This is a genomic window from Kaistella treverensis, assembly GCF_900114045.1.
GTDB lineage: Bacteria > Bacteroidota > Bacteroidia > Flavobacteriales > Weeksellaceae > Kaistella > Kaistella treverensis.
Genome location: NZ_FORQ01000001.1, coordinates 710,196 through 735,983, shown reverse-complemented (window position 1 = coordinate 735,983; position 25,788 = coordinate 710,196). Strand labels below are relative to the sequence as shown.

At 40.4% G+C, this 25,788-nt stretch carries 21 protein-coding genes and 2 tRNA genes; 15 read left to right on the top strand and 8 right to left on the bottom strand.

What is annotated here, in order from left to right:
* Positions 1–57 precede the first annotated feature (57 nt).
* Complete coding sequence (locus BMZ55_RS03520) at positions 58–3,117, top strand: DNA polymerase III subunit alpha (protein ID WP_089819412.1); 3,060 nt, start codon at positions 58–60, stop codon at positions 3,115–3,117.
* 261 nt (positions 3,118–3,378) lie between these two features.
* On the opposite strand, the gene rplS is transcribed toward BMZ55_RS03520, so the two are convergent.
* A complete protein-coding gene (gene rplS / locus BMZ55_RS03515; RefSeq protein ID WP_039344120.1) occupies positions 3,379–3,732 on the bottom strand; it encodes a 50S ribosomal protein L19 in 354 nt (117 codons plus the stop codon).
* A gap of 476 nt (positions 3,733–4,208) precedes the next feature.
* Between rplS and BMZ55_RS03510 the strand changes: the two genes are divergently transcribed.
* Complete coding sequence (locus tag BMZ55_RS03510; RefSeq protein ID WP_089818682.1) at positions 4,209–4,913, top strand: CoA transferase subunit A; 705 nt, start codon at positions 4,209–4,211, stop codon at positions 4,911–4,913.
* Between the two features lie 41 nt (positions 4,914–4,954).
* On the opposite strand, the gene BMZ55_RS03505 is transcribed toward BMZ55_RS03510, so the two are convergent.
* Positions 4,955–6,754 carry an ABC transporter ATP-binding protein gene (locus BMZ55_RS03505; protein WP_089818679.1) on the bottom strand — a complete coding sequence of 600 codons (1,800 nt, stop codon included), beginning with the start codon at positions 6,752–6,754 and terminating at the stop codon, positions 4,955–4,957.
* Positions 6,755–6,877: 123 nt separating this feature from the next.
* On the opposite strand from BMZ55_RS03505, the gene BMZ55_RS03500 reads away from it, so the two are divergent.
* A complete protein-coding gene (locus BMZ55_RS03500; RefSeq protein WP_089818677.1) occupies positions 6,878–7,531 on the top strand; it encodes a CoA transferase subunit B in 654 nt (217 codons plus the stop codon).
* A gap of 189 nt (positions 7,532–7,720) precedes the next feature.
* On the opposite strand, the gene BMZ55_RS03495 is transcribed toward BMZ55_RS03500, so the two are convergent.
* Positions 7,721–8,464 carry a dienelactone hydrolase family protein gene (locus tag BMZ55_RS03495; RefSeq protein WP_089818675.1) on the bottom strand — a complete coding sequence of 248 codons (744 nt, stop codon included), beginning with the start codon at positions 8,462–8,464 and terminating at the stop codon, positions 7,721–7,723.
* A gap of 170 nt (positions 8,465–8,634) precedes the next feature.
* Here BMZ55_RS03495 and BMZ55_RS03490 point away from each other — a divergent pair, with 170 nt between their 5' ends.
* Positions 8,635–8,994, top strand: a complete 360-nt coding sequence (locus tag BMZ55_RS03490; protein ID WP_089818673.1) for a cupin domain-containing protein — start codon at positions 8,635–8,637, stop codon at positions 8,992–8,994.
* Between the two features lie 24 nt (positions 8,995–9,018).
* Here BMZ55_RS03490 and BMZ55_RS03485 read toward each other — a convergent pair whose 3' ends face one another.
* Entirely contained in the window at positions 9,019–10,317 is a 1,299-nt protein-coding gene (locus BMZ55_RS03485) for a Na+/H+ antiporter NhaC family protein (protein WP_089818671.1), read from the bottom strand.
* 6 nt (positions 10,318–10,323) lie between these two features.
* Positions 10,324–10,758: a type I restriction enzyme HsdR N-terminal domain-containing protein gene (locus tag BMZ55_RS03480; protein ID WP_089818669.1), complete on the bottom strand. Its 435-nt coding sequence runs from the start codon at positions 10,756–10,758 to the stop codon at positions 10,324–10,326.
* Between the two features lie 2 nt (positions 10,759–10,760).
* Here BMZ55_RS03480 and holA point away from each other — a divergent pair, with 2 nt between their 5' ends.
* The 4 genes from holA to BMZ55_RS03455 all read left to right on the top strand — a co-directional run bounded on the left by holA (position 10,761) and on the right by BMZ55_RS03455 (position 13,581).
* Complete coding sequence (gene holA, locus BMZ55_RS03475) at positions 10,761–11,798, top strand: DNA polymerase III subunit delta (protein WP_089818667.1); 1,038 nt, start codon at positions 10,761–10,763, stop codon at positions 11,796–11,798.
* Between the two features lie 262 nt (positions 11,799–12,060).
* Positions 12,061–13,002: a thioredoxin-disulfide reductase gene (gene trxB, locus BMZ55_RS03465; protein WP_089818664.1), complete on the top strand. Its 942-nt coding sequence runs from the start codon at positions 12,061–12,063 to the stop codon at positions 13,000–13,002.
* Positions 13,003–13,021: 19 nt separating this feature from the next.
* On the top strand, positions 13,022–13,387 hold the full coding sequence (gene crcB / locus BMZ55_RS03460) for a fluoride efflux transporter CrcB (RefSeq protein ID WP_039344139.1): 366 nt from the start codon (positions 13,022–13,024) through the stop codon (positions 13,385–13,387).
* Between the two features lie 109 nt (positions 13,388–13,496).
* Positions 13,497–13,581, top strand: a tRNA-Ser gene (locus tag BMZ55_RS03455).
* Between the two features lie 387 nt (positions 13,582–13,968).
* Here the strand turns inward: BMZ55_RS03455 and BMZ55_RS03450 are convergent.
* Entirely contained in the window at positions 13,969–14,400 is a 432-nt protein-coding gene (locus BMZ55_RS03450; RefSeq protein ID WP_262493333.1) for a Crp/Fnr family transcriptional regulator, read from the bottom strand.
* Between the two features lie 31 nt (positions 14,401–14,431).
* Here BMZ55_RS03450 and BMZ55_RS03445 point away from each other — a divergent pair, with 31 nt between their 5' ends.
* From BMZ55_RS03445 to BMZ55_RS03430, 4 genes are all read left to right on the top strand, one after another.
* Positions 14,432–15,523: a glycosyltransferase gene (locus BMZ55_RS03445; protein WP_089818659.1), complete on the top strand. Its 1,092-nt coding sequence runs from the start codon at positions 14,432–14,434 to the stop codon at positions 15,521–15,523.
* A complete protein-coding gene (glf, locus tag BMZ55_RS03440; protein ID WP_089818657.1) occupies positions 15,520–16,668 on the top strand; it encodes a UDP-galactopyranose mutase in 1,149 nt (382 codons plus the stop codon). Before BMZ55_RS03445 ends, glf begins: the two co-directional genes overlap by 4 nt.
* Before the next feature lie 249 nt (positions 16,669–16,917).
* Positions 16,918–17,175 (top strand): SemiSWEET transporter, encoded by a 258-nt coding sequence (locus BMZ55_RS03435; protein ID WP_039344141.1) that lies wholly within the window; start codon positions 16,918–16,920, stop codon positions 17,173–17,175.
* 349 nt (positions 17,176–17,524) lie between these two features.
* The gene (locus BMZ55_RS03430; protein WP_089818656.1) at positions 17,525–18,535 is read left to right on the top strand and encodes a M28 family metallopeptidase; all 1,011 of its coding nucleotides are present in this window, start codon (positions 17,525–17,527) and stop codon (positions 18,533–18,535) included.
* Between the two features lie 65 nt (positions 18,536–18,600).
* On the opposite strand, the gene BMZ55_RS03425 is transcribed toward BMZ55_RS03430, so the two are convergent.
* Together BMZ55_RS03425 and uvrA are read right to left on the bottom strand one after the other, a co-directional pair.
* Positions 18,601–18,672, bottom strand: a tRNA-Arg gene (locus BMZ55_RS03425).
* Positions 18,673–18,784: 112 nt separating this feature from the next.
* Positions 18,785–21,571 carry an excinuclease ABC subunit UvrA gene (uvrA, locus tag BMZ55_RS03420; RefSeq protein WP_089818654.1) on the bottom strand — a complete coding sequence of 929 codons (2,787 nt, stop codon included), beginning with the start codon at positions 21,569–21,571 and terminating at the stop codon, positions 18,785–18,787.
* Positions 21,572–21,958: 387 nt separating this feature from the next.
* Between uvrA and BMZ55_RS03415 the strand changes: the two genes are divergently transcribed.
* The 3 genes from BMZ55_RS03415 to dnaN all read left to right on the top strand — a co-directional run bounded on the left by BMZ55_RS03415 (position 21,959) and on the right by dnaN (position 25,760).
* Positions 21,959–23,767 carry a TonB-dependent receptor plug domain-containing protein gene (locus BMZ55_RS03415; protein WP_089818652.1) on the top strand — a complete coding sequence of 603 codons (1,809 nt, stop codon included), beginning with the start codon at positions 21,959–21,961 and terminating at the stop codon, positions 23,765–23,767.
* A gap of 44 nt (positions 23,768–23,811) precedes the next feature.
* Positions 23,812–24,528: a DUF2490 domain-containing protein gene (locus BMZ55_RS03410; RefSeq protein WP_089818650.1), complete on the top strand. Its 717-nt coding sequence runs from the start codon at positions 23,812–23,814 to the stop codon at positions 24,526–24,528.
* Positions 24,529–24,629: 101 nt separating this feature from the next.
* Positions 24,630–25,760 (top strand): DNA polymerase III subunit beta, encoded by a 1,131-nt coding sequence (dnaN, locus tag BMZ55_RS03405; protein ID WP_089818648.1) that lies wholly within the window; start codon positions 24,630–24,632, stop codon positions 25,758–25,760.
* Positions 25,761–25,788 lie beyond the last annotated feature (28 nt).

The window sequence follows — 25,788 nt, the reverse complement described above, 5'->3', positions numbered from 1 at the left end:
GTTCATCATGTTAGTTCTTGAATCTTGGTTCCACACCAACCTCTAAAATCTAAAACCGTGTTTCTCAATTCCCACACTTATCATAGTTTACGTTACGGCACGCTTTCCGTTGAAGAACTTGTGAAGCAAGCCGCCGAAGCCGGCGTGAAAGAATTGGTTTTAACTGACATCAACACGGTCACCGCGATCTATGATTTTAAAAAAGAATGCGAAAAAGCCGGCATTAAACCTATTGTAGGTGTAGAAATTCGGAAAGAAAAACGTTTGCTTTATATTACCATCGCGAAAGATGAAACCGGGATTGCTGAAATCAACCGTTTGCTTACCAACCACAATTGCGAAGGAGCGGAATTGCCCGAATTTTCGCCGCATTTTGACCAGGTTTTTGTGATTTATACTTTAAGCAATTTCCCAGAAACACTCAATGAAAATGAATTTATCGGCGTTCGGGCAGAAGAACTGAATTTTTTAATCCGGCCGGAATTGAAAAAATTTTCAGAAAAAATAGTCATTTTGCACCCAATAACTTTCAAGACAAAAAAGGAGTTCAATCTGCACCGGATTCTACGAGCGATTGACCAAAATACCTTGATTTCTAAACTTGCTAAAAACGATTGTTGTTCCCGGAATGAAGTTTTTGAACCGGTTTCCACGCTTTTGGAAAAGTTTAAAAGATATCCGAAAATCATTCAGAACACCCGGAATATTTTAGATGTCTGCGTCTTTAATTTTGATTTTAAAACACCGAAAAACAAAATTTGCTTTACCACGGATAAAAAATCGGATGATGTGCTTTTAAGAAAATTGGCTTATAAAGGCCTGAAAAAACGATATCCGGAAAAATCACAAATCGTTCTGGACCGTATGGAAAAAGAATTGCAAGTCGTCAGCGAAATGAGTTTTTCGGGTTATTTCCTCATTACTTTAGATATTGTTAAATACAGTATGAGCCGTGGTTTTTTGCATGTTGGGCGCGGCAGTGGCGCCAACAGCATCATCAGTTATTGTCTGGGAATTACAGAAATTTGCCCCATTGAGCTTAATCTTTATTTTGAGAGATTTCTGAATAAACACCGGAATAATCCGCCGGATTTTGATATTGACTGGAGTTGGCGCGAGCGGGACGAGATTATACAGTATATTTTAGATCGATACGGAAGGGAGCATGTGGCTTTTTGTGGTACCAATGTCGAATTTAAATACCGTTCTATCTTTCGGGAAGTGGGGAAAGCTTTTGGTTTGCCGAAAGAAGAACTGGATGTTTTGGCAAAAAATCCTATGGAGATGCACGACGATAATAAAGTGGTGAAACTTATACAAAAATACGGCGTTTTGCTCGAAAAATTTCCAAACCAGCGCAGCATGCATTCCTGCGGAATAATTATTTCTGAAGAACCTATTACCAATTACAGTGCTTTGGAAATGCCCCCAAAAGGTTTTCCGATGGTGCAGTTTGATATGAATGTGGCGGAAGATATCGGTTTTGAAAAATTTGATATTCTATCTCAGCGCGGTCTTGGAACCATAAATGATACGCTGAAACTCGTGCACAAAAACAGAGGAATCACTATTGATATTCACAACACGCATCTTTTTAAAAATGATAAAAGCTGTAATGATTTTTTAAGCATCGGGAAAACCATCGGCTGTTTTTATATTGAAAGTCCTGCGATGCGCGGATTATTGCGCCGTTTGAAATGTCAGGACTATATCACTTTGGTAGCGGCTTCGTCCATTATTCGCCCCGGCGTGGCGAAAAGCGGCATGATGAAAGAATATATTTTCCGGCACAACAATCCCACGAAATTCGAATATTTTCATGAGGTTTTTGAAGAACAGCTCGGTGAAACGTATGGGATTATGGTTTATCAGGAAGATGTGATTAAGATTGCACTGCATTTCGGTGGCGTATCTGCCAATGACGGTGATGTTTTGCGGCGAGCCATGAGTGGCAAAAGCCGCTCGTTGAAAAAACTGCAGCAAGTAAGAGATAATTTTTTTGAATCCTGCGCCCAAAAAGGTCATCCGGAGCAATTGTCGCAGGAAGTTTACCGCCAGATAGAGTCATTTGCAGGTTATTCTTTCTGCAAAGCACATTCCGCGTCCTATGCGGTGGAAAGCTACCAAAGTTTATATTTAAAGGTGCATTATCCGATTGAATTTATGGTTTCCGCCATCAATAACGGTGGCGGTTTTTACCGTACCGAAGTGTATGTGCATGAATGTAGAATGGGCGGCGGAAAAATTCATAATCCGTGCGTGAACCGAAGTTTATTTGAAACCACGGTTTTTGGTGACGATGTTTTTTTAGGTTTTATGCACATTGAAAAGCTGGAAAGCCGCATTGCGGATTTTATCCCGGAAGAAAGGGCGAAAAATGGTGATTTTACGTCGCTGGAAAATTTTATCAAACGCGTTCCGGTGGGAATTGAAACTTTGCAGACGTTGATTTTTGTGGGTGCTTTCCGCTTTACCGGAAAACCAAAAAATGAGTTGCTGATTGAAGGCAGATTGTTGATGATCCACTTCCAGCCGGAATATCGCCTGCCCGCTTTTTTTGAGACGCCCGTGCCGGAATATCAACTTCCGCAACTAAACCGCAATAAGTTTGAAGATGCTTTTGATGAAATAGAAATTTTGGGATTTGCCGTTTCCTGTAGCCCGTTCGATCTGTTACAGACCAAATTCCGGGGAAAAATAATGGCGACAGATTTAGTGAAATTTCATAAAAAACAGGTGAAAATGCTGGCCTACCTGATTTCGCGCAAACACGTTCCCACCAAGAAAGGAACGATGTTTTTCGGAACCTGGATTGATGTTGAAGGAAACTTTTTCGATACGGCACATTTCCCAGATAATTTACAGAAATATCCTTTTCAGGGTGGCGGCTGCTATTTGTTATTGGGCCAGGTGGAAGTGGATTTTCATTTTCCCACGATTACGGTTTTCAAAATGGCAAAAATGCCCTTTATCCCGGATCCGCGGTATGCAGAAGACAAGGAAAAAAGCTATGAAGTGCACAAAAAAATCAACGAAGATGTAAGTATGACGTGGAGAAAACCTTACCCGCAGGAACATGAAATTGGTTTGCCACGAAATAAAATGGTTTTGAAATAATCTAGAAAAATAAAAAATTGGCCGTTTTAGCGGCAAATTTTTCCTTGAGGAATTTATTAACCACAAAAGATTGTCAAAAGATTGGTTTTTTTGGAAGTAAAAGTTCATTAAAGTTGTTTGGTTAAAAATGAAAAATTTGGCTGTTTTTGCGGCATTTTTTTTCAAAAATAATAAGCTCAAACTAAAAACCAAAAAAATTCCCTTTTAAGCACGAAAAAACCCATCAAAACGAATTGATGGGTTTTTGTATTGTAACCGAAATTACTTTTTGTAAGAAGCGTCTTTAATTCTCGCTTTTTTACCTCTAAGGTTTTTAAAGTAGTAGATTCTTGCTCTTCTAACTTTACCTCTTCGGTCGATTTCAATTTTTTGCAAAGCAGGCAAATTCATTGGGAAAACTCTTTGTACACCTACATCACCACTCATTTTTCGGATGGTAAAAGTTTTGGTAGCTCCAGTTCCTCTGATTTGTAGCACTACACCTTTAAAGAACTGAGTTCTTGTTTTAGCGCCCTCTTTAATCTCGTAGTACACGGTGATTGTATCACCGGCTTTGAATTTTGGGAATTCTTTTTTTGCAATGTACTTGTCTTGCACGTACTGTAATAAATCCATTTTTCTTGTAAAAAAATTTGTTTTGTCAAGCTAAGCAACGTTCACGCCCTTCGTCAGAGGTTGGTTAACAGGCTGCAAAAATACTATAAATATTACTTTCTGCCAACACTTTAGCAAAAAAATCTACACCAGAAAAATTCCCGGTTATTTTGCCATTTTTTTCATTCTCCGCACTTCCTACTTTTTACTTCATTCGTCATCCGTCATCATTCATCCTTTATTCTCTCAACTATCCACTGTTTACAGCGTGTCCCTTACTCGGTCATTACGCGCTCGCTACGCTCGCGCTCCATTCCCTCATTCGGGCCGGGCTCTCCGCTCTATCTTTTTTTTCCGGGTTTTACCCGGCAAAAAAAGGATGCCGCTTCTATCCCTCACGCGGGCAGCACCGCGGTAAATTTCCGCATTTCTGCACCAGGTCTGGGGGAATTCCAAAAAAAAGCGTAAATTTCTACCACAAATTTTCATACTTTCTCATGATCGATAAAAGAGTAAAAAATGTGCAGGAAGCCATTGCCGGAATTAATGATGGTATGACGGTAATCGTGGGTGGCTTTGGCCTGTGCGGTATCCCGGAAAATTCCATTAATGCTTTGGCAGACAGCGATGTTACAGATTTAACCTGCATTTCCAATAATGCGGGTGTGGACGATTTCGGACTCGGATTGCTATTACAGAAAAAACAAATCAAGAAAATGATCGCTTCATACGTCGGCGAAAATGCGGAGTTTGAGCGCCAAATGCTTTCCGGCGAACTTGAGGTGGAACTCACGCCACAGGGAACTTTAGCTGAAAAATGTCGCGCGGCACAGGCTGGGATTCCGGCTTTTTATACACCAGCAGGTTACGGTACTGAAGTCGCTGAAGGTAAAGAAACCAAAGATTTCGACGGTAAAATGCATATTTTAGAACACGCTTTCAAAGCCGATTTTTCCATCGTAAAAGCCTGGAAAGGCGACCATGCCGGAAACCTTATTTTCAAAGGCACGGCGCGCAATTTCAATGCACCGATGGCCGGCGCAGGAAAAATCACCATTGCCGAAGTTGAAGAATTGGTAGAACCGGGCGAACTTGATCCAAACGAAATTCACATTCCGGGAATTATGGTCCAGAGGATTTTCCAGGGTGAAAAATTCGAAAAAAGAATTGAGCAACGCACGGTTAGAAAAAGAGATAATTAAATCAATAAAAATAACGGGCTTTTTGCCCGTTTTTTTTGGTTTTAACCAATTGTACTAACTTTCCTTTCCCCAATCTGCTGTCGCCACATCGCGTAATACAAACCTTTTAAATCTAACAGATTTTCATGCGAACCGGTTTCAATGACTTTTCCGCGTTCTAAAACGTAAATTCGGTCCGCGTGCATAATTGTGCTGAGACGGTGAGCGATCAAAACCGTTATTTGCTCCTTCTGATCAGAAATTTCCCGGATTGTCCTTGTAATTTCTTCTTCTGTAATGCTGTCCAGCGCAGAAGTCGCTTCATCGAAAATCAACAAATGTGGCTTTCGCAGCAAAGCTCTCGCAATAGCAATTCGCTGCTTTTCTCCGCCGCTTAATTTTAATCCACCTTCACCAATCACTGTATTGATACCATTTTCAGCTCTTTCAATCAGCGCCGTGGCGCTGGATTTTTTCAAAGCCATTTCCAAATCTGCTTCGCTCGCGCCCGGACTTACAAACAGCAGATTTTCTTTAATTGTTCCCGCAAAAAGCTGCGTATCCTGTGTTACAAAACCGATTTGGTTCCGCAGCTCATCGAAATCAAATTCATTTCCGTTGATATTGTTGTAATAGATCGCGCCTTCTTTCGGGCGGTAGAGGCCAACAAGCAGTTTCACCAAGGTACTTTTTCCGGCGCCGCTTGGTCCCACAAAAGCGATGGTTTCACCATTTTTTACTTCAAAGGAAATATCATTAAGCGCCTTATAAGTCGCGGATTGATGCTGAAAAGACACTTTATCAAACTTCAGTCTCTCAATTGCCCCAATTTCTTTCGGCAGTTGTGGTTTTTCTTCCGCAGGTTTTTTCATTAAAGTATCGAAATTGTGCAGTGATGCCTGAGCTTCGCGGTAAGAAATAATAATGTTCCCGATTTCCTGCATCGGTCCGAAAATAAAAAAACCGTAAAACATTAAGGACAAATATTGTCCCGGCGTCACGATATTTTTAAAGATCAGATAAAGCAAAGTGAACGTAATCATCTGCTGCAGAAAATTCACCATCGTGCCCTGAATAAAACTCAGCGAACGGATGCTTTTCACTTTCCGCAGTTCCAGACCTAAAATTTTATACGTATTGCTGTTCAAGCGTTTCACTTCCTGTTTCGTAAGTCCCAGACTTTTTACGATTTCTATATTTCTTAAACTTTCGGTCGTGCTTCCAGCTAAAGTATTGGTTTCAGCAACAATGGTTTTCTGGATATTTTTAATCCTTTTACTTAATAAATTGGTGATGAACGAAATAATGAAAATTCCCACGACATAAACCGGCATAATAGACCAATGTAGCTGTATCGCGTAAATGGAGACGAAAATAATGCTGACTAAAATTCCGAAAAATATATTGATAAAGTTGGTAATAAATTTTACCGAATCTTCGCGGACTTTCGTTAAAATAGATAAAGTCTCACCACTTCGCTGATCTTCAAATTCCTGAAAAGGCAGCGCCATGGAATGCTGCAAACCATCGGTGAAAATATTCGCACCGAATTTCTGCGTGATCACATTCACCACATAATCCTGAAAAGCTTTCGCAATTCTACTCACCATCGCAGTTCCGATGAGCAAACCCAAAAAATAAAAAACGCCGTGGTAAACATCGGTGCCGTACAGATAGTCGTTCAGGCTGCGAGCAAGCAGTTTTTCTTTATCGAAAAAGTTCGGGTGCGTCACGAGTTGATCCAGAATATTTCCCGTAATCGCCGGACCAAACAAAGAAAAAACCTGGTTTACAGTCGCCAGAAATAACGATAAAATGAGCAACCACTTGTGCGGTTTTAAATATTTTAAAAGTGTTTTCATCAAAAAATTTGTAGTGCAAAATTAGAGTTATTTATGGATTTGTTTTGGTCACACCATAGATTGTCGCTATACCATTTGTACAACCAACGAAAAAGCAATAAATTGCAGTTCAACTTAAAAACTATGCTCACAAAAGAACAGATCGCCCACAGAATTTCCAAAGAAGTGAAAGAAGGATATTACGTAAACCTCGGCATCGGCATTCCGACTTTGGTTGCAAACTTCGTGTCGCACGACCTTTCGGTAGAATTTCAAAGTGAAAATGGCGTGCTTGGCATGGGACCTTTTCCTTTCGAAGGCGAAGAAGATCCGGATTTGATAAACGCCGGAAAACAGACAATTACCACGCTTCCGGGCGCTTCATTTTTCGATTCAGCTTTTAGTTTCGGCATGATCAGAAGCCAGAAAGTGGATTTAACCATTCTCGGTGCGATGGAAGTTTCCGAAAACGGCGATATTGCCAACTGGAAGATTCCGGGAAAAATGGTGAAGGGAATGGGCGGCGCGATGGATCTTGTGGCTTCCGCCGAAAATATCATAGTTGCGATGATGCACGTAAACAGAGCCGGTGAAAGTAAAATCCTGAAAAAATGCACCTTGCCGCTGACCGGTGTGGGTTGTGTGAAAAAAGTTGTTACCGAACTGGCGGTTCTGGAAGTTACACCACAAGGTTTTAAGCTTCTGGAAAGAGCGCCAGGCGTTTCGGTTGAAGACATTAAAAAAGCCACCGAAGCCGATTTAATCATCGAAGGTGAAATCCCGGAAATGCAATTTTAATCAAATCATTTTGCAATAAAAAAATCCTTCTCAATTTTGAAAAGGATTTTTTTTGGCTTTAAAACGAGGTTTTTTTCGGTTTTAACTCAATTGAATTTTCTGGAAAATCTGCTTAAAAAGGCGGAAAAATTTCAATTATTAATTTTGAAAAAATTTGCCGTTTTATGCCCGAATTTTTTTAATTTAAAACTATTTTAAAATTTCTTTTAAAAACATCAAAGTGTGCTCCCAGGCTCTTTTCGCCATCACCGGATTGTAATCTGCTGATGCCGGATTGGTAAAAGTGTGTTTGGAGTTTGCGTATGTAATAATTTGCCAGTCAGCTTTTCCATCGCGAAGTTCCTGGACCAGCTGTGCGTAATCTTCAGCAGAAACACTTTCGTCTTCTGCGGGATGTTCAACCAAAATTTTCGCCGTTATCGGACCGTTTTTTCTGGTTTTATCTTTCCCGATTCCCCCGTGAATGGAAATCGCGCCAACAACAGGTAAATTTCCGCGGGCGGCTTCCAGCGCGCCGCTACCACCGAAGCAATAACCAATCACCGCAATTTTTTCCGGGTTTGCGCCACTCTTTTTCAATTCCTCCAGAGCAAGCATAATTCGTTTTTGGTACGCTTCGTAATTTTGCTTATAATAACCCGCAGTTTTTGCGGCAGAAGCGTTGTCCGTTGGGATATTTCCTTCACCATAAATATCTGCGATAAAGGCGATGTAACCTTCTTTTTCCAACTCGGCTGCTGCCATTTTTGCTTCGTCGTCAATACCTTTCCAGGCTGGTAAAATCAGCACGCCGGGAAGTTTTTTACCGGCGTTCGAAGTCACCAAACCGTTTAATTTCTGCGCGCCGTCTTTGTACGCAACTTTTTTTAAATCCTGGCTGTACATTTTTCCTGAAATCATAAATAATCCTGCTAATAAGAGTGATCGTATCATAATGGTAAATTTTGTTGAGGATAAAATTACACACAAACTTCCTTTTGTGAGTTGACAATCATCGAAATTGATAAATCTGATGAGAAACATCCCGAAAGTTTTCGGTTTCGTGGTTTAAATTTAAAGCTAATTTTTTAAAATATTTGTAATTTTAAATTCAATTTAAAATCATGGCAAAATATAAAATCCAGAAATCACCGTTCGTCGTTCCAACCACCGACGGGAAACTCATCGAAGAAGTTTGGGGCAATTCCACCGGAAATTCCGGAATTTCCATCGCGCACATGGTGGCGCCGCCAAACTGGAGCGAACCTTTTCAAACGCCAGACTTCGATGAATTTACGTACATCATTAAAGGTAAAAAGCAGTTTGAAATCGATGGCGAAACACTGGTATTGGAAAGCGGACAAAGCATTTTAATTGAAAAGGGCGCGCGCGTTCGTTACAGCAATCCGTTTGAAAATCCGTGCGATTATATCGCGATTTGTCTGCCGGCTTTTTCAATGGAGCTGGTGAACCGCGAAGAATAATTTTTAATTATTAATTATTAATGGTTAATTATTTCCAAAGCTGGTTTTTTTCGAATACAGAATATATAAAATGGTGAAAATCACCAGAATATGCAGGTAATAGGAGTTGAAAACCAAGTCGGTATACTGAATCTGGAATTTGCTTAAAGAAATTAAAATCAAGATTTGCGCGCCGTACGGAATTAAACCCTGAATATAGCAGGAAAAAATGTCCAGCACCGACGCTGAAGCTTTCGGTGAAAGTTCGTATTTATCGGTGATTTCTTTGGCAATTTTTCCGGAAATTAAAATCGAAATCGTGTTGTTGGCGACACAAAGATTTGCGGCGCTCACCAAACCGCCGATGCCGAGCAGCGCGGTTTTCTTCGAAGAAATAATCTTGCTGATTTTATTCAAAAGGAAATTAATGCCGCCGTAATGTTCCACCAAAGCCGCCAGACCGCCCGTAAGCAGCGAAAGAAAGAAGATTTCGGTCATGCTGGTGAAACCTTCGTAAGCGAGTTTTGAAAAACCCATCACATCGAAATTTCCTAAAAAAATGCCCATAATACCGGCAAAAATTGTCCCCGCGAACAAAGTAACAAAAACGTTGACGCCAACCACTGCCAGAACAATTACGAATAAATACGGGACAATCAGTAAGACATTAATTTCACCACTTGGTTGAAAAGACGTCGCTTGAGTTTCGGTATTTAATCCGATAGCAAGCAAAATGATTAAACTGAGCACCGCCGCGGGAATTGCTATTTTAAAGTTTTCGCGGAATTTATCCTTCATTTCACAGCCCAAACTTTGTGTCGCGGCAATCGTCGTATCGGAAATAATGGAAAGGTTATCGCCAAACATCGAACCGGTAAGCAGCGCAGCACCGATTAAACCTAAGGGTGAATTGCTTTTTTCCGCCAGATCGATGACAATTGGCGCCAGCGTGACGATTGAGCCCACCGAAGTTCCGGAGGCAAAAGACAGAAAACACGCGACCAGAAAAACGCCGGCCGGAAAATATTGCGGTGAAAGGTAGGTAAGGCCCAGATTTACAATCGCATCAACACTTCCCGAAGCTTTTGAAACCGTAGCAAAAGCGCCAGCCAAAAGATAAATAATGCACATGGTGAGGATTTTCCCATCGCCACAACCTTTCAGGAAAATATCGGTTTTATCATGAATTTTTCCTTTAAAAATGATAAACGCCGCCGCAATGCCCACCATCGCTGCAATAGGCGAGGGAAAGGCGTAAAAATCATTGTTGTAAATGCCGAAACCGAGGAAACAAGCAACAAAAACAAGCAGTGGCAAAATAGAAATAAAAGAAGCGTTTTTCATTAAAAATTAAAAAGTTGCAGGTGAAAATTGGTAGTGATTATCGGCAAATTTCGCAAAAATATGTTGAATGCCGTTGCTTAAGATAATTTCTTCTGCCCCGATAATGGAATTGTAGCGCGCGGTCTGCTCAAATGTTTTTTCGGTTAACTTGATGTGCGGCGCTTTGCATTCCACCAAAATTTTAGCAACCGTTTTTTCAGTGACGAGCAAATCAATTCTTTTCGTGGTTCCGTTTAAAACCAGCTTTTTTTCCAGAATTAGTGATGACAAATTCCGGCCTTTAATGATGTGGAAATAATGCAGCCAATGTTGTCGTACCCATTCTTCCGGCGTTAGCAGAAGCCAGGATTTGCGCGCCAAATCATAAATAAAAAACTTATCTTTGTCTCTCCTGATTTCAAAGTCAAAGGTGTTTTCAAAACTCAGTTTCGGCAGGTCCATTTATGAAAGAATTAGATTTAATCCTCAAAAATATCAAAAATAAAGAGCTTTTGCCGATTTATTTTTTCCATGGCGAAGAACCTTTTTTCATAGATGTTGCCCTGAAAGCTTTTGAAAACGAGGTGCTTTCGGAAGACGAAAAAGCTTTTAACCAGACCGTCGTTTACGGCAAAGACACCACGTTCAGCGAAGTGCTTTCGCTGGCGCGCCAGTTCCCGATGATGGGCGACAAACAGGTAATTATTTTAAAGGAAGCACAGGAAATAAAACTCACTGAAGCCGAAGCGACAGCTTTAAAATTATACAGCGAAAATCCCGTAGAATCAACACTTTTGGTGATTGGTTACAAATACAAAAAAGTGGATTCGCGCAAAGCTTTTAGCAAAGTGCTGAATCAGAAAAAAATGCTGTTTTTAAGCGAAAAAATTAAAGATTACCACATCCCGAACTGGATTGAAACGGAGTTGCGCTCTTTAAACCTAAAGTCAAAACCAAATATCCCGACTTTGCTTTCGCAATACTTAGGCACCGATCTTTCGCGGATTTCAAACGAACTTCAGAAGCTGAAAATGATTTTGAAAAACGGCGAGATTCTGGACGAAAAAACCATCGAAACGCACATTGGTATCAGCAAAGATTTCAATATTTTCGAGCTCATCAAATCTTTAGGCAAAAAAGATGCGGTGCAGTCGTATAGAATCGCGCATTTTCTGGGGAAATCGGCAAAACAAAATCCCTTTCCGATGATGATGGGAAATTTGTATAATTTCTTTTCCAACCTTATTATTTTCCACACCATGAAAGGTGAAGCACCGCAAAACCAGGCCGCTGCTATGGGAATAAATCCATATTTCATCAAGGATTTTGGCGAAGCTGCACGGTTTTACAACCTGAAAAGCGCCACGCGTATTATTTCGGTTCTGCGCGAAATGGACTTGAAAAGCAAAGGTCTGGGCGCCATCAACATGACCGAAAATGAACTGCTGAAAGAACTGGTTTACAAAATTCTGCACGTGGATCAATACAAGGTGAAATTGTAGTAAAGTATTTTTCGGGCGACTTTATCCGCGCTCCGTTCCCGCTTTTTTGCTCCGCTTCGCTCCGCAAAAGAGCTCCACTCAGCTCGGGTCGCAAAGCCGTCTTTTTTAAAAATATCGGCATAAAACGACAAATTTTTCAGTTTTAGCAAAAGCCGCAATTTTTTAATCATTGAAAAAATTCATCGGTAAATAATTCGGTAACCGAAAATAAATCACGATTTTTGAAACTTTAAAAATTCTACCTCAACCTTAACTTTTATTAATGGAAGAAAATATTTTAGATTGCGTAATTGTAGGTTCCGGGCCTTCCGGTTTTACCGCGGCAATTTACGCTGCCAGAGCAGATTTAAAACCCCAATTATATACCGGCCTCGAACCAGGCGGCCAGCTTACCACAACTACTGAAGTGGATAATTTCCCGGGTTATGCCGACGGCGTTACCGGTCCGCAGATGATGATGGACCTGCAAAAGCAGGCTGAAAGATTCGACACCAAAGTTATCTACGAGATGATTACCAAAGCTGAATTTTCTACGGAGGTTGGCGGCGTACACAAACTTTGGGCAGGTAAAAAAGAAATTCTGGCACGAACCGTAATTATTTCTACTGGCGCAACTGCGAAATATTTGGGTTTAGATGACGAAAAAAAATATTCCGGCGGCGGTCTTTCTGCCTGTGCAACCTGCGACGGATTTTTCTATAAAGGTAAAGACGTCATCGTGGTGGGTGCCGGCGATACCGCAGCTGAAGAAGCGACTTACCTCGCAAAACTGACCAATAAAGTAACGCTGTTGGTTCGTAAAGACCATTTCCGCGCTTCAAAAGCGATGATACACCGTGTGAGCAACACCCCAAATATCGAAGTGAAATTCAACCACGAACTCATCGGAATTCAAGGTGAAAATAACTTAGTAGAAAGGGGAGTGGTGATCAATAATCTTACTCAGGAAAAATCTACGATTGATGTTCACGGAATTTTTATCGCGATCGGTCACAAACCGAACACCGAAATTTTCGCGGGGCAAATCAACCTCGACGAAAACGGTTACATCAATACCATTCCGGGCACAACTTTAACCAATCTTCCCGGAGTTTTTGCAGCGGGTGACGTTCAGGACAGCCATTACCGTCAGGCGATTACAGCGGCTGGAAGCGGCTGTATGGCTGCGATGGATGCGGAGAAATACTTAGCCGGTTTGGAATAAATTTTAGCCGGTAAAAGCAATGAAAAACCTATTTTACATATTCATAGGTGGCGGATTAGGAAGCGTTTTGCGCTTCCTAATTTCGAATTATACCCAAAAGCTGGGGAATTTCAACTCATTTCCGCTCGGAACATTTGTGGTAAATATCGTCGGGTGTTTTTTAATCGGTGTTCTAGCTTCTTACTTTCTGAAAGTTGACAATTACCTCAAATTTCTTTTAATCACCGGTTTTTGTGGTGGTTTTACCACATTTTCTGCTTTTTCTGCTGAAAATTATTCTTTATGGCAAAGCGGAAATTATTCGATGCTGCTGATCTATATTTTTGTGAGTGTGGCGTTGGGATTATTGGCGGTTTTCCTGGGTTTTCAGGTAGCTAAAAATTAATTTTTTCCTTTGACGGTGAGGTGTTTACCACTTTTTTCAATAAAAAATTTGGTCACAAGGGAAAAGCTAATTATATTTGCACCACTGAAAATGAGAAATCACTTTCACTGGAGGAATGGCAGAGTGGTCGATTGCGGCAGTCTTGAAAACTGTTGACTGTAACAGGTCCTGGGGTTCGAATCCCTATTCCTCCGCTGGTTGAGAAACTAGAATACATCAAAAGCCTTTAAATACTAGTGTTTAAAGGCTTTTTTGTATTTAAGGAGGTATCAAATAATACCAAATTAATACAAATCAAAAGGGAGTACCGAGGGGAGTACTTGCAAAATGTAACGAGGTACTCACCGCTCTTTTGCAAATTTATTTAGTACATTCCTTGAAAGTTTACGACCAAAATATTGAAACCTTCAGCTATCTTTTAAACAACAGAAAAACATTACGTGCGAAACGCTGATGAACAAGTTTAAAGTATTGAAGAGCGGACGGTAACCTTAATTTAAGGCTTTACAGATTTTTTTAGTTACCAGTGGGTTTCATCAAGAAGCATAGCGCTTGGTCTGTGCAATTTAATATTGTTTAACTCAGTAATATACGCGTCCTTTCATGATTTTTATTACGTTGTCCGCTTCCATCTTTTTAAAAGTCCGTATTACAGTTTCAATCCGCAGTCCGGTTAAATGTGCTATTTCTTTTCTGGTATAAGGTATTCGGTATGAGTATCTTTTTGTGTTTTCGGGACCCTTTAGATGTTCCAGCAGATTCAGCAGCTGTTGAGTGGCATCTTTAGTGGTTAAACTGTTTAGAACGAGGTAGCTTTGATAAGTGTTTTCTGCAAGATATCGAAGAAACCGAAGCTGTATTTCGAAATTGGATTTTAAAAGCTGCACAAATTGGGCTGTTGGCAGCCTAAATACAGAACATTCTTCCATGGCTACAGCGTTTACAACGTATGCGCCATTAGAAAACAAAAATATTTCACCCACAGAATCCCCTCCAGCATGAATCTTTTGAATAAACTCGCGCTGATCTTACTAAATCAACAGCATGAATAATTATTTGTACAACCCGCGAATTTTACCGGATTATGATATTATAGTTTTTTGCCATTTGCGGTGGGATTTTGTATATCAGAGGCCGCAGCATATTATCAGCCGCCTAGCTGAAACATTTAAAATTCTTGTTGTAGAAGAACCCGTGGAGGTGTACAGCAAAGATAAATCCTATATCACCATTTTTAAAATCCATGAAAACATACACATCTGCAAGCCGCTTGTAAAAGATCTGGGCGATTTGGGTTCATATCTTAAAAAGCATCTGCGTACGACTAACCATCCGGTGGGATGGTTTTATTCACCTGCTTTTGTATCTGTTCTGGAGTCGGTGGACTTTGATATTGTGGTGTACGACTGCATGGATGAACTTAGTCTGTTCAAAGGAGCCTCACCTCATCTAATAAATCAGGAAAAGACACTTCTGGCTGCTGCTGACATCGTGTACGCAGGCGGGAAATCGCTGTACGACGTTAAAGCGACAAATCATCATAATGTGTTTTGTTTTCCAAGTTCTGTAGATGTAGGCCATTTTTCAAATGCAACCGCAGAGAAATTCAATAAACCATTTGACCTTCAACGGATTGGAGAGCCTATAATAGGTTACTACGGCGTCATCGACGAACGTATCGATCTGGACCTTATTCGGAAAACCGCGGCCAGAAAGCCGGAATTTGCCTTTGTAATGATTGGCCCGCTTTGTAAAATTGAAACCAGTGATCTGCCGCAGGCAGACAATATATATTATTTGGGAATGAAAACATACGATGAGTTGCCCCGGTACTTGCATTTTTTTGATTTTGCGATGATGCCTTTCGCCTTAAATGAAGCCACAAGGTATATCAGTCCTACCAAAACCTTGGAGTATATGGCTGCAAATAAACCAATCATTTCGACAAAAATAAAAGATGTAGTTCGCGATTTCAGTTCCTGTATAAATCTGGTATCCGATGAAGCGTACTTTTGCAACGCAATCGACAATCCGGTTTCGGGCTTCGAAAACGCTTATCGTGAGATTCTGGAAAAAACTTCCTGGGATAATACGGTAGAAAAAATGTCTCACATTATTAATAAAGTTTTAGCATGAAAAATTTTGATATTGTAATTATTGGTGCCGGTATCTCCGGAGCTGTGCTGGCAGAGCGGTATGCTGCTCTGGGCAAAAGAGTTTTAATCATTGAGAAGAGAGATCATATCGCCGGAAATTGTTACGACTTTGTAGATCAGAACGGCATTTTAACCTCAAAATATGGAGCCCATTTGTTCCATACCAATGATGAAGACGTGTGGGATTATGTGAACCAATTTTCAGAATGGTATTCATGGCAGCACCGCGTAATTGCAAGAGTGGAGGGTAAAACAGTTCCTATTCTAGTAAATATCACTACAGTGAATACACTGTTTAACCTTCATATGCGAGAGGAAGAAGAAATGCGAACCTGGCTAGAATCCCACCGCATACCTGTTGACGAACCCTCAAACGGCGAGGAGGCAGTACTGAATAAGGTCGGCTGCGTATTATACGAAAAAATGTTCAGGCACTACACCAAAAAGCAATGGGATAAATACCCCGAGGAGCTGCACGCATCAGTACTGGATAGTATTCCAGTTCGTGATAATTTCGATGACCGTTATTTTTCAGACAAGTATCAGGCTCTTCCAAAAGGCGGCTATACCCAGCTTTTTGAAAGAATGCTGAATAATCCTAACATAATGGTGTTACTAAATACAGATTATTTTGAGGTGGAAGACCAGTTGGGCGACTATGACAAACTTTTTTATACAGGTCCGATTGACCGGTTTTTCCGGTTTAAATCTGATTTAACTCAGAAATTAGAATACCGATCTATTAATTTCGTAACAGAACAACTGGATCAGGAGTACTTCCAGGAAAACTCAGTGGTCAATTATCCCGGACCTGAAGTGGAATATACCAGAATTGTAGAATATAAACATTTTGGTAATCAACAGTCAGAGAAAACCTGTATCGTCAAGGAATTTACAGTTGATGAAGGTGAACCTTATTATCCGGTGCCTAACGATAAAAACCAGGAAATTTACGAACAGTATAAGGCAGAAGCAGATAAACTCACCGATGTTTTCTTTGTCGGTCGCCTCGCCAACTATAAGTATTTTAATATGGACCAGGCTTTCAGGAACGCTCTGGACCTGTTTTTTCAACTTGAACGTAAAGATGTTTTGAAACCGGCCAATGTCGCATCAGCGAAATAAGCTATATGGATCTGAAAAGCTCTTTTTCCTTTCTCCTGTTTAAACTTGTTTTATGATTTTGATTTTTTTAAACTGAAGGCAATTTTACATATTGTTACCAAAGTCGGGAAATGGAGCGCCCGCCTCCTTTTTTTATCATGTGATGTAAGTCTCCGGTGGCTGTCTTCAGAAAATTTGCCGTCTTAGAGGCCTATTTTTCAATTTTCCCTTTCCTCGAATTTCCCTAAATTCGTTTTTTACATCAAAAACATGAATGAAAATATTTTAGGTCTCGTCGCCGGCGGCATTACTTCCGTGGCAATGCTGCCCCAACTTCTCAAAGTACTGAAAGAAAAAAATGTAGAAGATATTTCTTTAATGATGATCGCCGTGCTCATAATCGGCCTCTCGCTCTGGGTTTGGTACGGATTTCTGAAAGACGAGCTCCCGATAATTTTGTCCAACGCATTTGCCGTTTTGGTAAATCTTGCCCTTTTAGCGGCTTATTTCCGGTATCGCCAGAAATAGTTTTTACTTATTATTTGGGCAGCTTTATCCGCCTTCCACTCCCGCTTTTTTGCTCCGCTGCGCTACGCAAAAAGAGCTCCGTTCAAGTCGGGCTGCAACCTCGCGCCGCTAAAAATTCCCGCTAAAACAGCCAAAATTCTCATTTTTAACCAAACACCTTTGTTGAACTTTATTTCTCAAAAAAGACCTCTGCTTTGTTTTCTTTTGTGGTTAACAAATTTGGTTCAGGCAAAAATTTCCCGCTAAAATCACCAATTTTTTAGTTTTAGCAAAGCGCCGCAGTGAACCCGTAAATTGCAAATCGAAATCTGAAAATTAAAACATATATTTAGACTTCAAAAAAATAAACATGAAAAAATCCAGCTATTTTATTCTGCCGCTCGCCTTGGCGCTTTTCCAAAGCTGCGCGGTGAATATGTCTTATTCCGGTTCGGCGTTTAAGAAATCCTTCAACTCCATCACCGCCGATGAACTGAAAACTCACCTTTACGTAGTTGCCGGCGACGAAATGGAAGGCCGCGACACGGGAAGTGAAGGCCAGAAAAAAGCCGGCCGCTATCTCATCGGCGAATATCAAAAAATGGATATTTCGCACCCGAAATCCATGACGTCTTTCTATCAGCCGCTTTCCTCGGAAGCGTTGAAAGGACGACGTGTCGCTTTGCCGCCGTCTGACAATATTTTGGCTTTTATTGAAGGCACCGAAAAACCTTCGGAAGTTATCGTGATTTCTGCGCATTACGATCATGTCGGAATGAAGAACGGCGAAATCTATAACGGCGCTGATGACGACGGCAGCGGAACGGTGGCGCTTCTGGAACTGGCGGAAGCTTTTCAAATCGCAAAAAAAGCCGGTAATGGTCCGGAACGTTCAATCTTGTTTCTTCACGTTACAGGAGAGGAACACGGACTTTTAGGCTCGAAATTTTATGCTGAAAACCCGGTTTTTCCTTTAGCAAATACCGTGGCCGACCTTAACATTGATATGATTGGCAGATGCGATGCAGAAAATTGTGGTAAAGATTACGTGTATGTCATCGGCTCTGAGATGCTAAGTACAGAACTCAAAAAAATAAATGAAAAAGCCAATAACGAAACGGTAAAACTGGAACTGAATTACAAATACGACGATCCAAATGATAAAAACCGTTTGTACTACCGCTCCGACCATTATAATTTCGCGAAAAACGGGGTTCCAGTAGCGTTTTATTTTGACGGTATTCACGAAGATTATCACAAACCAAGTGACACACCGGACAAAATTGATTACCAAGCTTTGCAGAAACGGGCGCAGCTGGTTTTTGCAACCGCGTGGGAATTGGCAAACAGAAAAGACAGGATTGTCGTAGATAAAAAATAAAAAAACCTTGAAATAACCGGTAAAAACTGGAAAAATTTCCTGCTTTTTACCGGTTTTTTTAAAAATAGCTTCACCGGGAATCGAACCCGGATCTAAAGTTTAGGAAACTCTTGTTCTATCCGTTGAACTATGAAGCTGAAAATATTGCCGCTTAAAAGCGGCTTTTTTTTGCTTTTGCTTAATATTAAGCACGCCTAAACTTTGCGGCACAAGCGGCGGTGCGACCTTTTAACAGCAGCTTAAAATTTGCTATTGCAGCTTTTCCAGCAAATATTTTCCGGTAAAAGATTGCCTATTTTTCACCAAATCTTCCGGTGTGCCGACGAAAACAATTTCACCGCCATATTTTCCGGCTTCCGGGCCGATGTCGATAATATAATCGGCGGTTTTTATAATATCCGGCTGATGCTCAATCACAATCACCGAATGTCCGAGTTCTATTAATGCCTGCAGCGATTTCAGAAGTTTATTGATGTCATGAAAATGCAGTCCGGTAGAAGGTTCATCAAATATAAACAGCGTTTTATCCGTCGTTACGCCTTTCACCAAAAACGAAGCTAATTTCACGCGCTGCGCTTCACCGCCGGAAAGGGTAGAAGAGCTTTGGCCAAGTTGAAGATAACCGAGACCAACTTCCTGCAGAGGTTTTAATTTGGTAACGATTTTATGTTGATCATTATCGGTGAAAAATTCCAAAGCTTCGTCCACAGTCATGTGCAGCACATCTGAAATATTTTTTTCATCGAATCTAATTTCCAGAATTTCGTTTTTAAAACGCGTGCCATGGCAGGTTTCACATTCAAGATCGATGTCTGCCATAAACTGCATGGAGACGGTGATTACGCCTTCACCTTTGCATTCTTCGCAACGCCCGCCATCTACATTAAACGAAAAATGTTTTGGCATTAAACCCTGCATTTTTGCCAGTTTTTGCTTCGAAAATAAATCGCGGATGTCGTCGTAAGCTTTTAAGTAGGTTACAGGATTCGAGCGCGAAGATTTTCCAATCGGATTTTGGTCGATAAGCTCGATATTTTTAATGAGTTTCGGTGGAAATTCTACTGAGTCATAATCACCTTTTTTACCGCCCATTCCGAGCTGAATCTGAATGTCGGTGGTCAGAATTTCTTTCATTAAAGTTGATTTTCCGCTGCCGGAAACGCCCGTAATCACCGCCAGACATTCAAGCGGAATATCTACATCAATATTTTTAAGGTTATTTTGCCGTGCACCTTTAATGTGAATCCATTCTTTTGGTTTACGGCGCTTTTCCGGAACTTTTATTTCCAGTCTTCCGGTAAGGTATTTCGAGGTTAAAGTATCAGCACTTTCAAGCTCCGTAAAATCACCGGCAAATACCAAATCACCGCCTAGAAACCCGGCTTCAGGTCCGATGTCGATGATGTAATCAGCAGCTTTCATCACATCTTCATCATGTTCTACCACAATAACGGTATTTCCCAAATCACGCAGATTTTTCAATACTTCAATTAAATTTTCGGTGTCGCGCGAGTGTAAACCTATAGAAGGCTCATCTAAAATATAAATAGAGCCAACGAGTGAACTTCCCAGCGAAGTTGCCAGGTTAATTCGCTGACTTTCGCCGCCGGACAAGGTATTTGAAGTTCGGTTAATGGTGAGATATCCTAAGCCAACCTTATCTAAAAATTCCAGCCGCGTGGTAATTTCGTAAAGCAGTCTTTTTGCAATTTCCGCGTCGTGTTTGTTCAGTTTGATGGACTTGATCAATGGTAAAAATTCATCCAAAGGCAGTTCAATCATTGACTGAATGCTGTATCCATCGATTTTTACCCATTTTGTTTCTTCGCGCAGGCGCAAACCTTCACAAGTTGGGCACAGCGTTTTGCCGCGATAGCGAGAAATCATAACGCGGTACTGGATTTTATAGAGATTTTCCTCCAGCATTTTGAAGAAACTGTTAATCGATGGAAAACTTCGCGTTTGGTCGCCTTTCCACAGATAATTTTTCTGATCTTTAGTCAGCTGGTGATAGGGTTTATGAACCGGAAAATCTTTCGCGGTTTTAATGAAATTCCGTTTCCATTCGCTCATGCTTTCACCTTTCCAGCAGGCAACGGCGTCTTCAAAAATGGATAAATTCTTATTCGGAATCACCAAATCTTCATCAATACCGATGACTTTTCCGTAACCTTCGCATTCCGGACACGCGCCGTAAGGATTATTAAAGCTGAAAAAATGCACGTTTGGCTCCATAAATTCTATTCCGTCGAGCTCGAATTTATTCGAAAATTCGGTAATTTTTCCGGTTTCGATGTTTTTCAGTGAACAGTAACCGTGACCTTCGTAAAACGCCATTTGGATGGAATCTGCCAATCTTTGAAGAAAACTCTCATCATTTTCGTAGCTGAAACGGTCTAGAACAAGCTGGATTTCCATATCTTTTTCCGGGATGAAACCGAAACTTTCCAAATCTTCAATTCCGGCGACATTTCCATTGACTTCCAATCGTGTAAAACCCGAAAGTTTCAGCGTGTTGACTTGTTCGGCAAATTTTGAAACTTCAAATTGCAATGGTGAACGCAGCAGAAAAGTCTGGTTTTCATTACTTTCGATGAAATTAATAACATCCGTAACCGAATCTTTTTTAACCTCATTTCCGGAAACCGGCGAAAATGTACGTCCGACACGCGCGAAAAGCAATTTCAGATAATCGTAAACTTCCGTAGAAGTTCCGACAGTAGAGCGCGGATTGCTGGAAATTACTTTTTGCTGGATGGCGATGGAAGGCGCCAAACCTTTAATATCGTCAACTTTCGGTTTTTCTAATTTTCCCAAAAACTGGCGCGCGTAAGAGCTTAAACTTTCTACGTACCGGCGCTGTCCTTCGGCGTAAATCGTGTCGAAAGCCAGCGAAGATTTTCCACTTCCCGAAACTCCAGTAATCACGACGAGCTTATTCTTAGGAATCAGAACATCAATGTGTTTCAGATTGTTAAGGTGCGCGTTTTTTACGTACAGGAACTTTTTTATATCGATATCTGCAGGTGCAATCATGTGTTGAATTAAAGCTTACAAAATTACGGATTTTTTGAGAGAAATATTCTGCGGCAAATTTGGAGTTTAAATATATTTTTGCAATCTTTGTTAGACAAATAAAGTAATAATATCATGAGAAAAATTCTGAATGATCTAATTACACATTTGATGAAAAAAAGATAAAGGTTAAAACAGAAAAAATGCAATGCACGCGCGTTGCATTTTTTTTGCGGCAAAAAGGCCCAATTTTTCTGAAATAAAAATTAATTAAAAAATAGTTGTTTTATTGTCTTTTTCTGAAATATATTTGCCGTCGAAAGTTTATTAAAGCCGCATCAAATAAAGAAAATTGAGCTTTTTATAAAATTAAAAAATTTGCATAAATAACGGCAAAAAAATTTCTATATGAAAAAAATAACACCAACTGTTTTGGCCTTCTTTACCGTTTTTGGAATATCAGCACAGGAAAAAGAAAGCAAAATTGAGCAAGTTACCGTGCAGGGAAAATTTTTGGAACTTCCGGTGCAGAAGGTGAATGAAAACATCACCGTAATTTCAAAAGCTGAAATCAGCGCGTCGCCCGCAAAAAGCGTGGAAGAACTTTTAGCGACAGTTACAGGATTTGACATTCGCCGCCGTGGTGGAAATGGTGTTCAGGCTGATGTTTCGCTGCGCGGAAGCAGTTTTGAGCAGGTTTTGATTTTGGTGAATGGAATCCGAATTAATGATTCGCAGACCGGTCATAATTCCATGAGTTTGCCGTTCGATATTTCCGCTGTTGAAAAAATTGAAGTCATAAAAGGTCCCGCAGCACGGCGTTTTGGTCAGAATGCTTATGCAGGTGTCATCAATATTATTACAAAACCCAGCTCCGAAGATGTGGTGAATATTTCCGGCAGCGGCGGCGATTTCGAAACGTACAGTTTGGGCCTCGGTGCACAGTTCGGGAACGAAAAATTTTCGAATCTTTTTCAGGCAAATACTTCCTCTTCCGAAGGTTACCGTCATAACACTGATTATAAAATTAACCAGCTTTTTTACCAGAATCAATACCAAATCTCGAACGGAAAGCTGAAATTTCAGGCTGGATTTCAGGAGAAAAAGTTCGGTGCTAATGGCTTTTATGCGTCACCTGCCGCGACCGAACAATATGAAGAAACTCAGGCTTCTTTGGTAAGTTTTGGTGTGGAGAAAAAGTACGAGCGCTTTAATTTAAATTCAAATCTGTACTGGCGCAGAGGACAGGATCTATATTTGTTCAACCGTGCAAAACCGGAGATTTACCGCAATATGCACGTCGGAAATAATGTTGGTGCAGAAGTTAACGGCAGTTTTACTTCAACTTTAGGTACAACTGGTGTGGGCGTGGAATTGCGGAAGGAATTTTTATCAAGTAATAATCTCGGCGACCGTGAACGGTTTTTAACACAGGTTTTCTTTGAACATCACTTTTCGTTATTTCAGGAAAAAATGCAGATTTCACCCGGAATTTCCTGGGCGAACTATGCCGGCGTGGGAGATTTTTTCTATCCAGGTCTGGATGTCGGATTTGACATCGATGAAAACAACAAAATTTACGGAAATATAGCCAAAGTAAACCGCATCCCAACTTTCACCGATTTGTATTACGTAAGCAAAACGGAGAAAGGAAATCCAGATTTAAAACCTGAAAATGCGCTTTCTACAGAACTCGGCTATCGTTTTCAAAAGAAAAATTTTCTGGGCAAAATGAGCTTTTTTTCGCGAAATTCTGAAAACTCCATCGATTGGGTAAAAGAAAATGCTGATGATATTTGGCGTGCGGAAAACATCGGAGAGATTAATACTAAAGGTTTTGAAGTGGAAATAAATCAGCGGTTTGACGGTGTATTTTCTGGATATTCTTTAGGTTACACCTACATCGACAGCGCGTTGAAAAATCCGCAGAATTTAATTTCTCGTTATGTATTGGAAAATTTAAAACATCAATTTGTAGCAAAACTGGAAAACCGGGTCTTAAAAAATTTTACAAATCAGCTAGTTTACCGCTATAACGAAAGGGTGACGACCGGAAGTTATCAGCTGCTTGATGAAAAATTCAGTTATGATTTCAAAAATTTAAACCTTTATCTTTTGATTAATAATGTGACGAATACCAAGTATACCGAAACTTTCGGTGTTCCGATGCCGGGCCGCTGGTTTCATGTAGGTTTCACGTATAAATTAGCACTTTAGATAAAAGCAAAAAAAATGCTAATTTTACAGGTAAAATTTACTGAATGTCAAAACGTGTTCTTTTTTTACTCAGTTTCTTAATATTTCTCAGTGTTTCTGCCCAGAAAGAACATATTTCGAGCTATAACGTTATTACCATTGACTATAAAATCAATGATAAATGGTATTCTTATGTTGAAGGTCAACTTCGCGGTATCGAAGATTTTTCTTATCCGGATTATTACGAGCTGAAAGGTGGAGTAGGTTATAAAATCACGCCAAACAACAAATTTTTGGTGGGAATTGGGCGCTACGGGAATTACACTAACCGTTCTTTTGTGAAGGAAGAATTCCGCATTTGGCTGCAGGATATTCAGGATTTGCATTCCGGAAGATTTAAATTTGAAAATCGGGTAAGAGCGGAAAAAAGCTGGTTTTATGAACCAAAAAAAGATGCGACTTCGGACCGGATCCGTTTGCGTTACCGCCTGAACATCTCCGCGCCGCTGAACAGCAAAACTGTAGAACCGGGAACCATTTCCGCCAATGTTTACGATGAAGTTTTCTTCATACCGGCTGATGAAGTTTGGTTTGCACGGAACCGCGTTTTCAGTGGTTTGAGTTACCAGATTGATGACGTTTTTGCGTTGTCTGGCGGCTACCTTTGGCAAAGAGAATTTTCATCAAAAGGCAATAGAAATCTGCACTTTCTCTACCTCGCCTTATCGGTAGATATCGATCCATCAACCTGGAAAAAAAATGATTTGCAGACCGCAGATTAATGTTAGTAACTTTTTAGGACTTCAACTTTTTAGGCGCCGTAATGTTGCATTTTTTCGGGGTTTAATTTATATATTTGTGAAATTAATAATAATTGAGTTTTATGAAATTTATTGTTTCCAGTAGTGAATTGCAAAAAGCCTTGCAAACCGTAAGCGGCGTTATTTCGAACTCGCAGTCGCGGCCTATTCTTGAGAACTTTTTATTTGAAATCGAAAAAGATATCTTGAAAGTTACGGCTTCGGACGGAGAAACAACTTTGATAACTTCACTTGATGTAAAATCTGACGCGGAAGGAAAAATTGCCGTTCCAGCCAAGATTTTTCAGGAATTTGTAAAAACTTACGGGGAACAGCCACTTACACTTTCGATTAAAGATTCGGAAGACGGAAACGGAAAATTGCTCGAAATTTTAGACGAAAAAGATAATTTCGCGGTAGCCCTGGACCACGCTGAAGATTATCCGGAAATTCCGGAATTTGATGCTTCACAAAAAGTAACCATTTCTGCAGGAATTTTATCCGAAGCTTTAAGCAATACTTTATTCGCGACCAGCAACGATTCTTTACGTCCGGTAATGACTGGCGTACTTTTTCAGTTTAAAGAAGATGAAACCAATTTTGTATCTACAGATTCTCACCGTTTGGTGGTTTATAAAAGAACCGATTTAATCAACGCAGAGCCGGTAGAATTCATTATGCCGAAGAAACCGCTGTCAATTTTCAAAAGCATTCTGGCGTCTTCCAGCGAAGATGTTGCGATTGAATTTAATGAAAATATGGCGAAGTTCACCTTCGGAAATAATATCTGGATTTGCCGCCTGATCGATGGAAAATACCCGAATTATTCTGCGGTAATTCCGAAAGAAAATCCGAATGTTTTAACCATCAACCGTAATTTATTATTAAGCTCCATCAGAAGAGCTTCGATTATGTCGAATAAATCTACGAATCAGGTTCGCTTCAAACTTTCGGGGAATATTTTGCACCTTCATGCAGAAGACACCGAATTTGCGAACAAAGCAGATATGCAGATACCGTGTGATTATAATGGTGAAGATATAAATATCGGTTTTAGCTCGAAATTTTTAACCGAAATGCTGTCGGTTTTATCCGCAGACGATATTACCATGAAAATGTCTCAGCCGAACCGCCCGGGAATTATCGAGCCGGTAGACGGTCTGGAAGACGAAGAAAAAATCCTGATGCTTTCCATGCCGGTCATTGGAATGTAAAATTTACAAACAATATTTTTAAAATATA

What these genes read in the sequence shown, in the direction of transcription:
- rplS (WP_039344120.1), bottom strand. Translation starts at nt 3,732, where the DNA reads ATGGATTTATTACAGTACGTGCAAGACAAGTACATTGCAAAAAAAGAA.
- BMZ55_RS03510 (WP_089818682.1), top strand. Translation starts at nt 4,209, where the DNA reads ATGATCGATAAAAGAGTAAAAAATGTGCAGGAAGCCATTGCCGGAATT.
- BMZ55_RS03505 (WP_089818679.1), bottom strand. Translation starts at nt 6,754, where the DNA reads ATGAAAACACTTTTAAAATATTTAAAACCGCACAAGTGGTTGCTCATT.
- BMZ55_RS03500 (WP_089818677.1), top strand. Translation starts at nt 6,878, where the DNA reads ATGCTCACAAAAGAACAGATCGCCCACAGAATTTCCAAAGAAGTGAAA.
- BMZ55_RS03495 (WP_089818675.1), bottom strand. Translation starts at nt 8,464, where the DNA reads ATGATACGATCACTCTTATTAGCAGGATTATTTATGATTTCAGGAAAA.
- BMZ55_RS03490 (WP_089818673.1), top strand. Translation starts at nt 8,635, where the DNA reads ATGGCAAAATATAAAATCCAGAAATCACCGTTCGTCGTTCCAACCACC.
- BMZ55_RS03485 (WP_089818671.1), bottom strand. Translation starts at nt 10,317, where the DNA reads ATGAAAAACGCTTCTTTTATTTCTATTTTGCCACTGCTTGTTTTTGTT.
- BMZ55_RS03480 (WP_089818669.1), bottom strand. Translation starts at nt 10,758, where the DNA reads ATGGACCTGCCGAAACTGAGTTTTGAAAACACCTTTGACTTTGAAATC.
- holA (WP_089818667.1), top strand. Translation starts at nt 10,761, where the DNA reads ATGAAAGAATTAGATTTAATCCTCAAAAATATCAAAAATAAAGAGCTT.
- trxB (WP_089818664.1), top strand. Translation starts at nt 12,061, where the DNA reads ATGGAAGAAAATATTTTAGATTGCGTAATTGTAGGTTCCGGGCCTTCC.
- crcB (WP_039344139.1), top strand. Translation starts at nt 13,022, where the DNA reads ATGAAAAACCTATTTTACATATTCATAGGTGGCGGATTAGGAAGCGTT.
- BMZ55_RS03445 (WP_089818659.1), top strand. Translation starts at nt 14,432, where the DNA reads ATGAATAATTATTTGTACAACCCGCGAATTTTACCGGATTATGATATT.
- glf (WP_089818657.1), top strand. Translation starts at nt 15,520, where the DNA reads ATGAAAAATTTTGATATTGTAATTATTGGTGCCGGTATCTCCGGAGCT.
- BMZ55_RS03435 (WP_039344141.1), top strand. Translation starts at nt 16,918, where the DNA reads ATGAATGAAAATATTTTAGGTCTCGTCGCCGGCGGCATTACTTCCGTG.
- BMZ55_RS03430 (WP_089818656.1), top strand. Translation starts at nt 17,525, where the DNA reads ATGAAAAAATCCAGCTATTTTATTCTGCCGCTCGCCTTGGCGCTTTTC.
- uvrA (WP_089818654.1), bottom strand. Translation starts at nt 21,571, where the DNA reads ATGATTGCACCTGCAGATATCGATATAAAAAAGTTCCTGTACGTAAAA.
- BMZ55_RS03415 (WP_089818652.1), top strand. Translation starts at nt 21,959, where the DNA reads ATGAAAAAAATAACACCAACTGTTTTGGCCTTCTTTACCGTTTTTGGA.
- BMZ55_RS03410 (WP_089818650.1), top strand. Translation starts at nt 23,812, where the DNA reads ATGTCAAAACGTGTTCTTTTTTTACTCAGTTTCTTAATATTTCTCAGT.
- dnaN (WP_089818648.1), top strand. Translation starts at nt 24,630, where the DNA reads ATGAAATTTATTGTTTCCAGTAGTGAATTGCAAAAAGCCTTGCAAACC.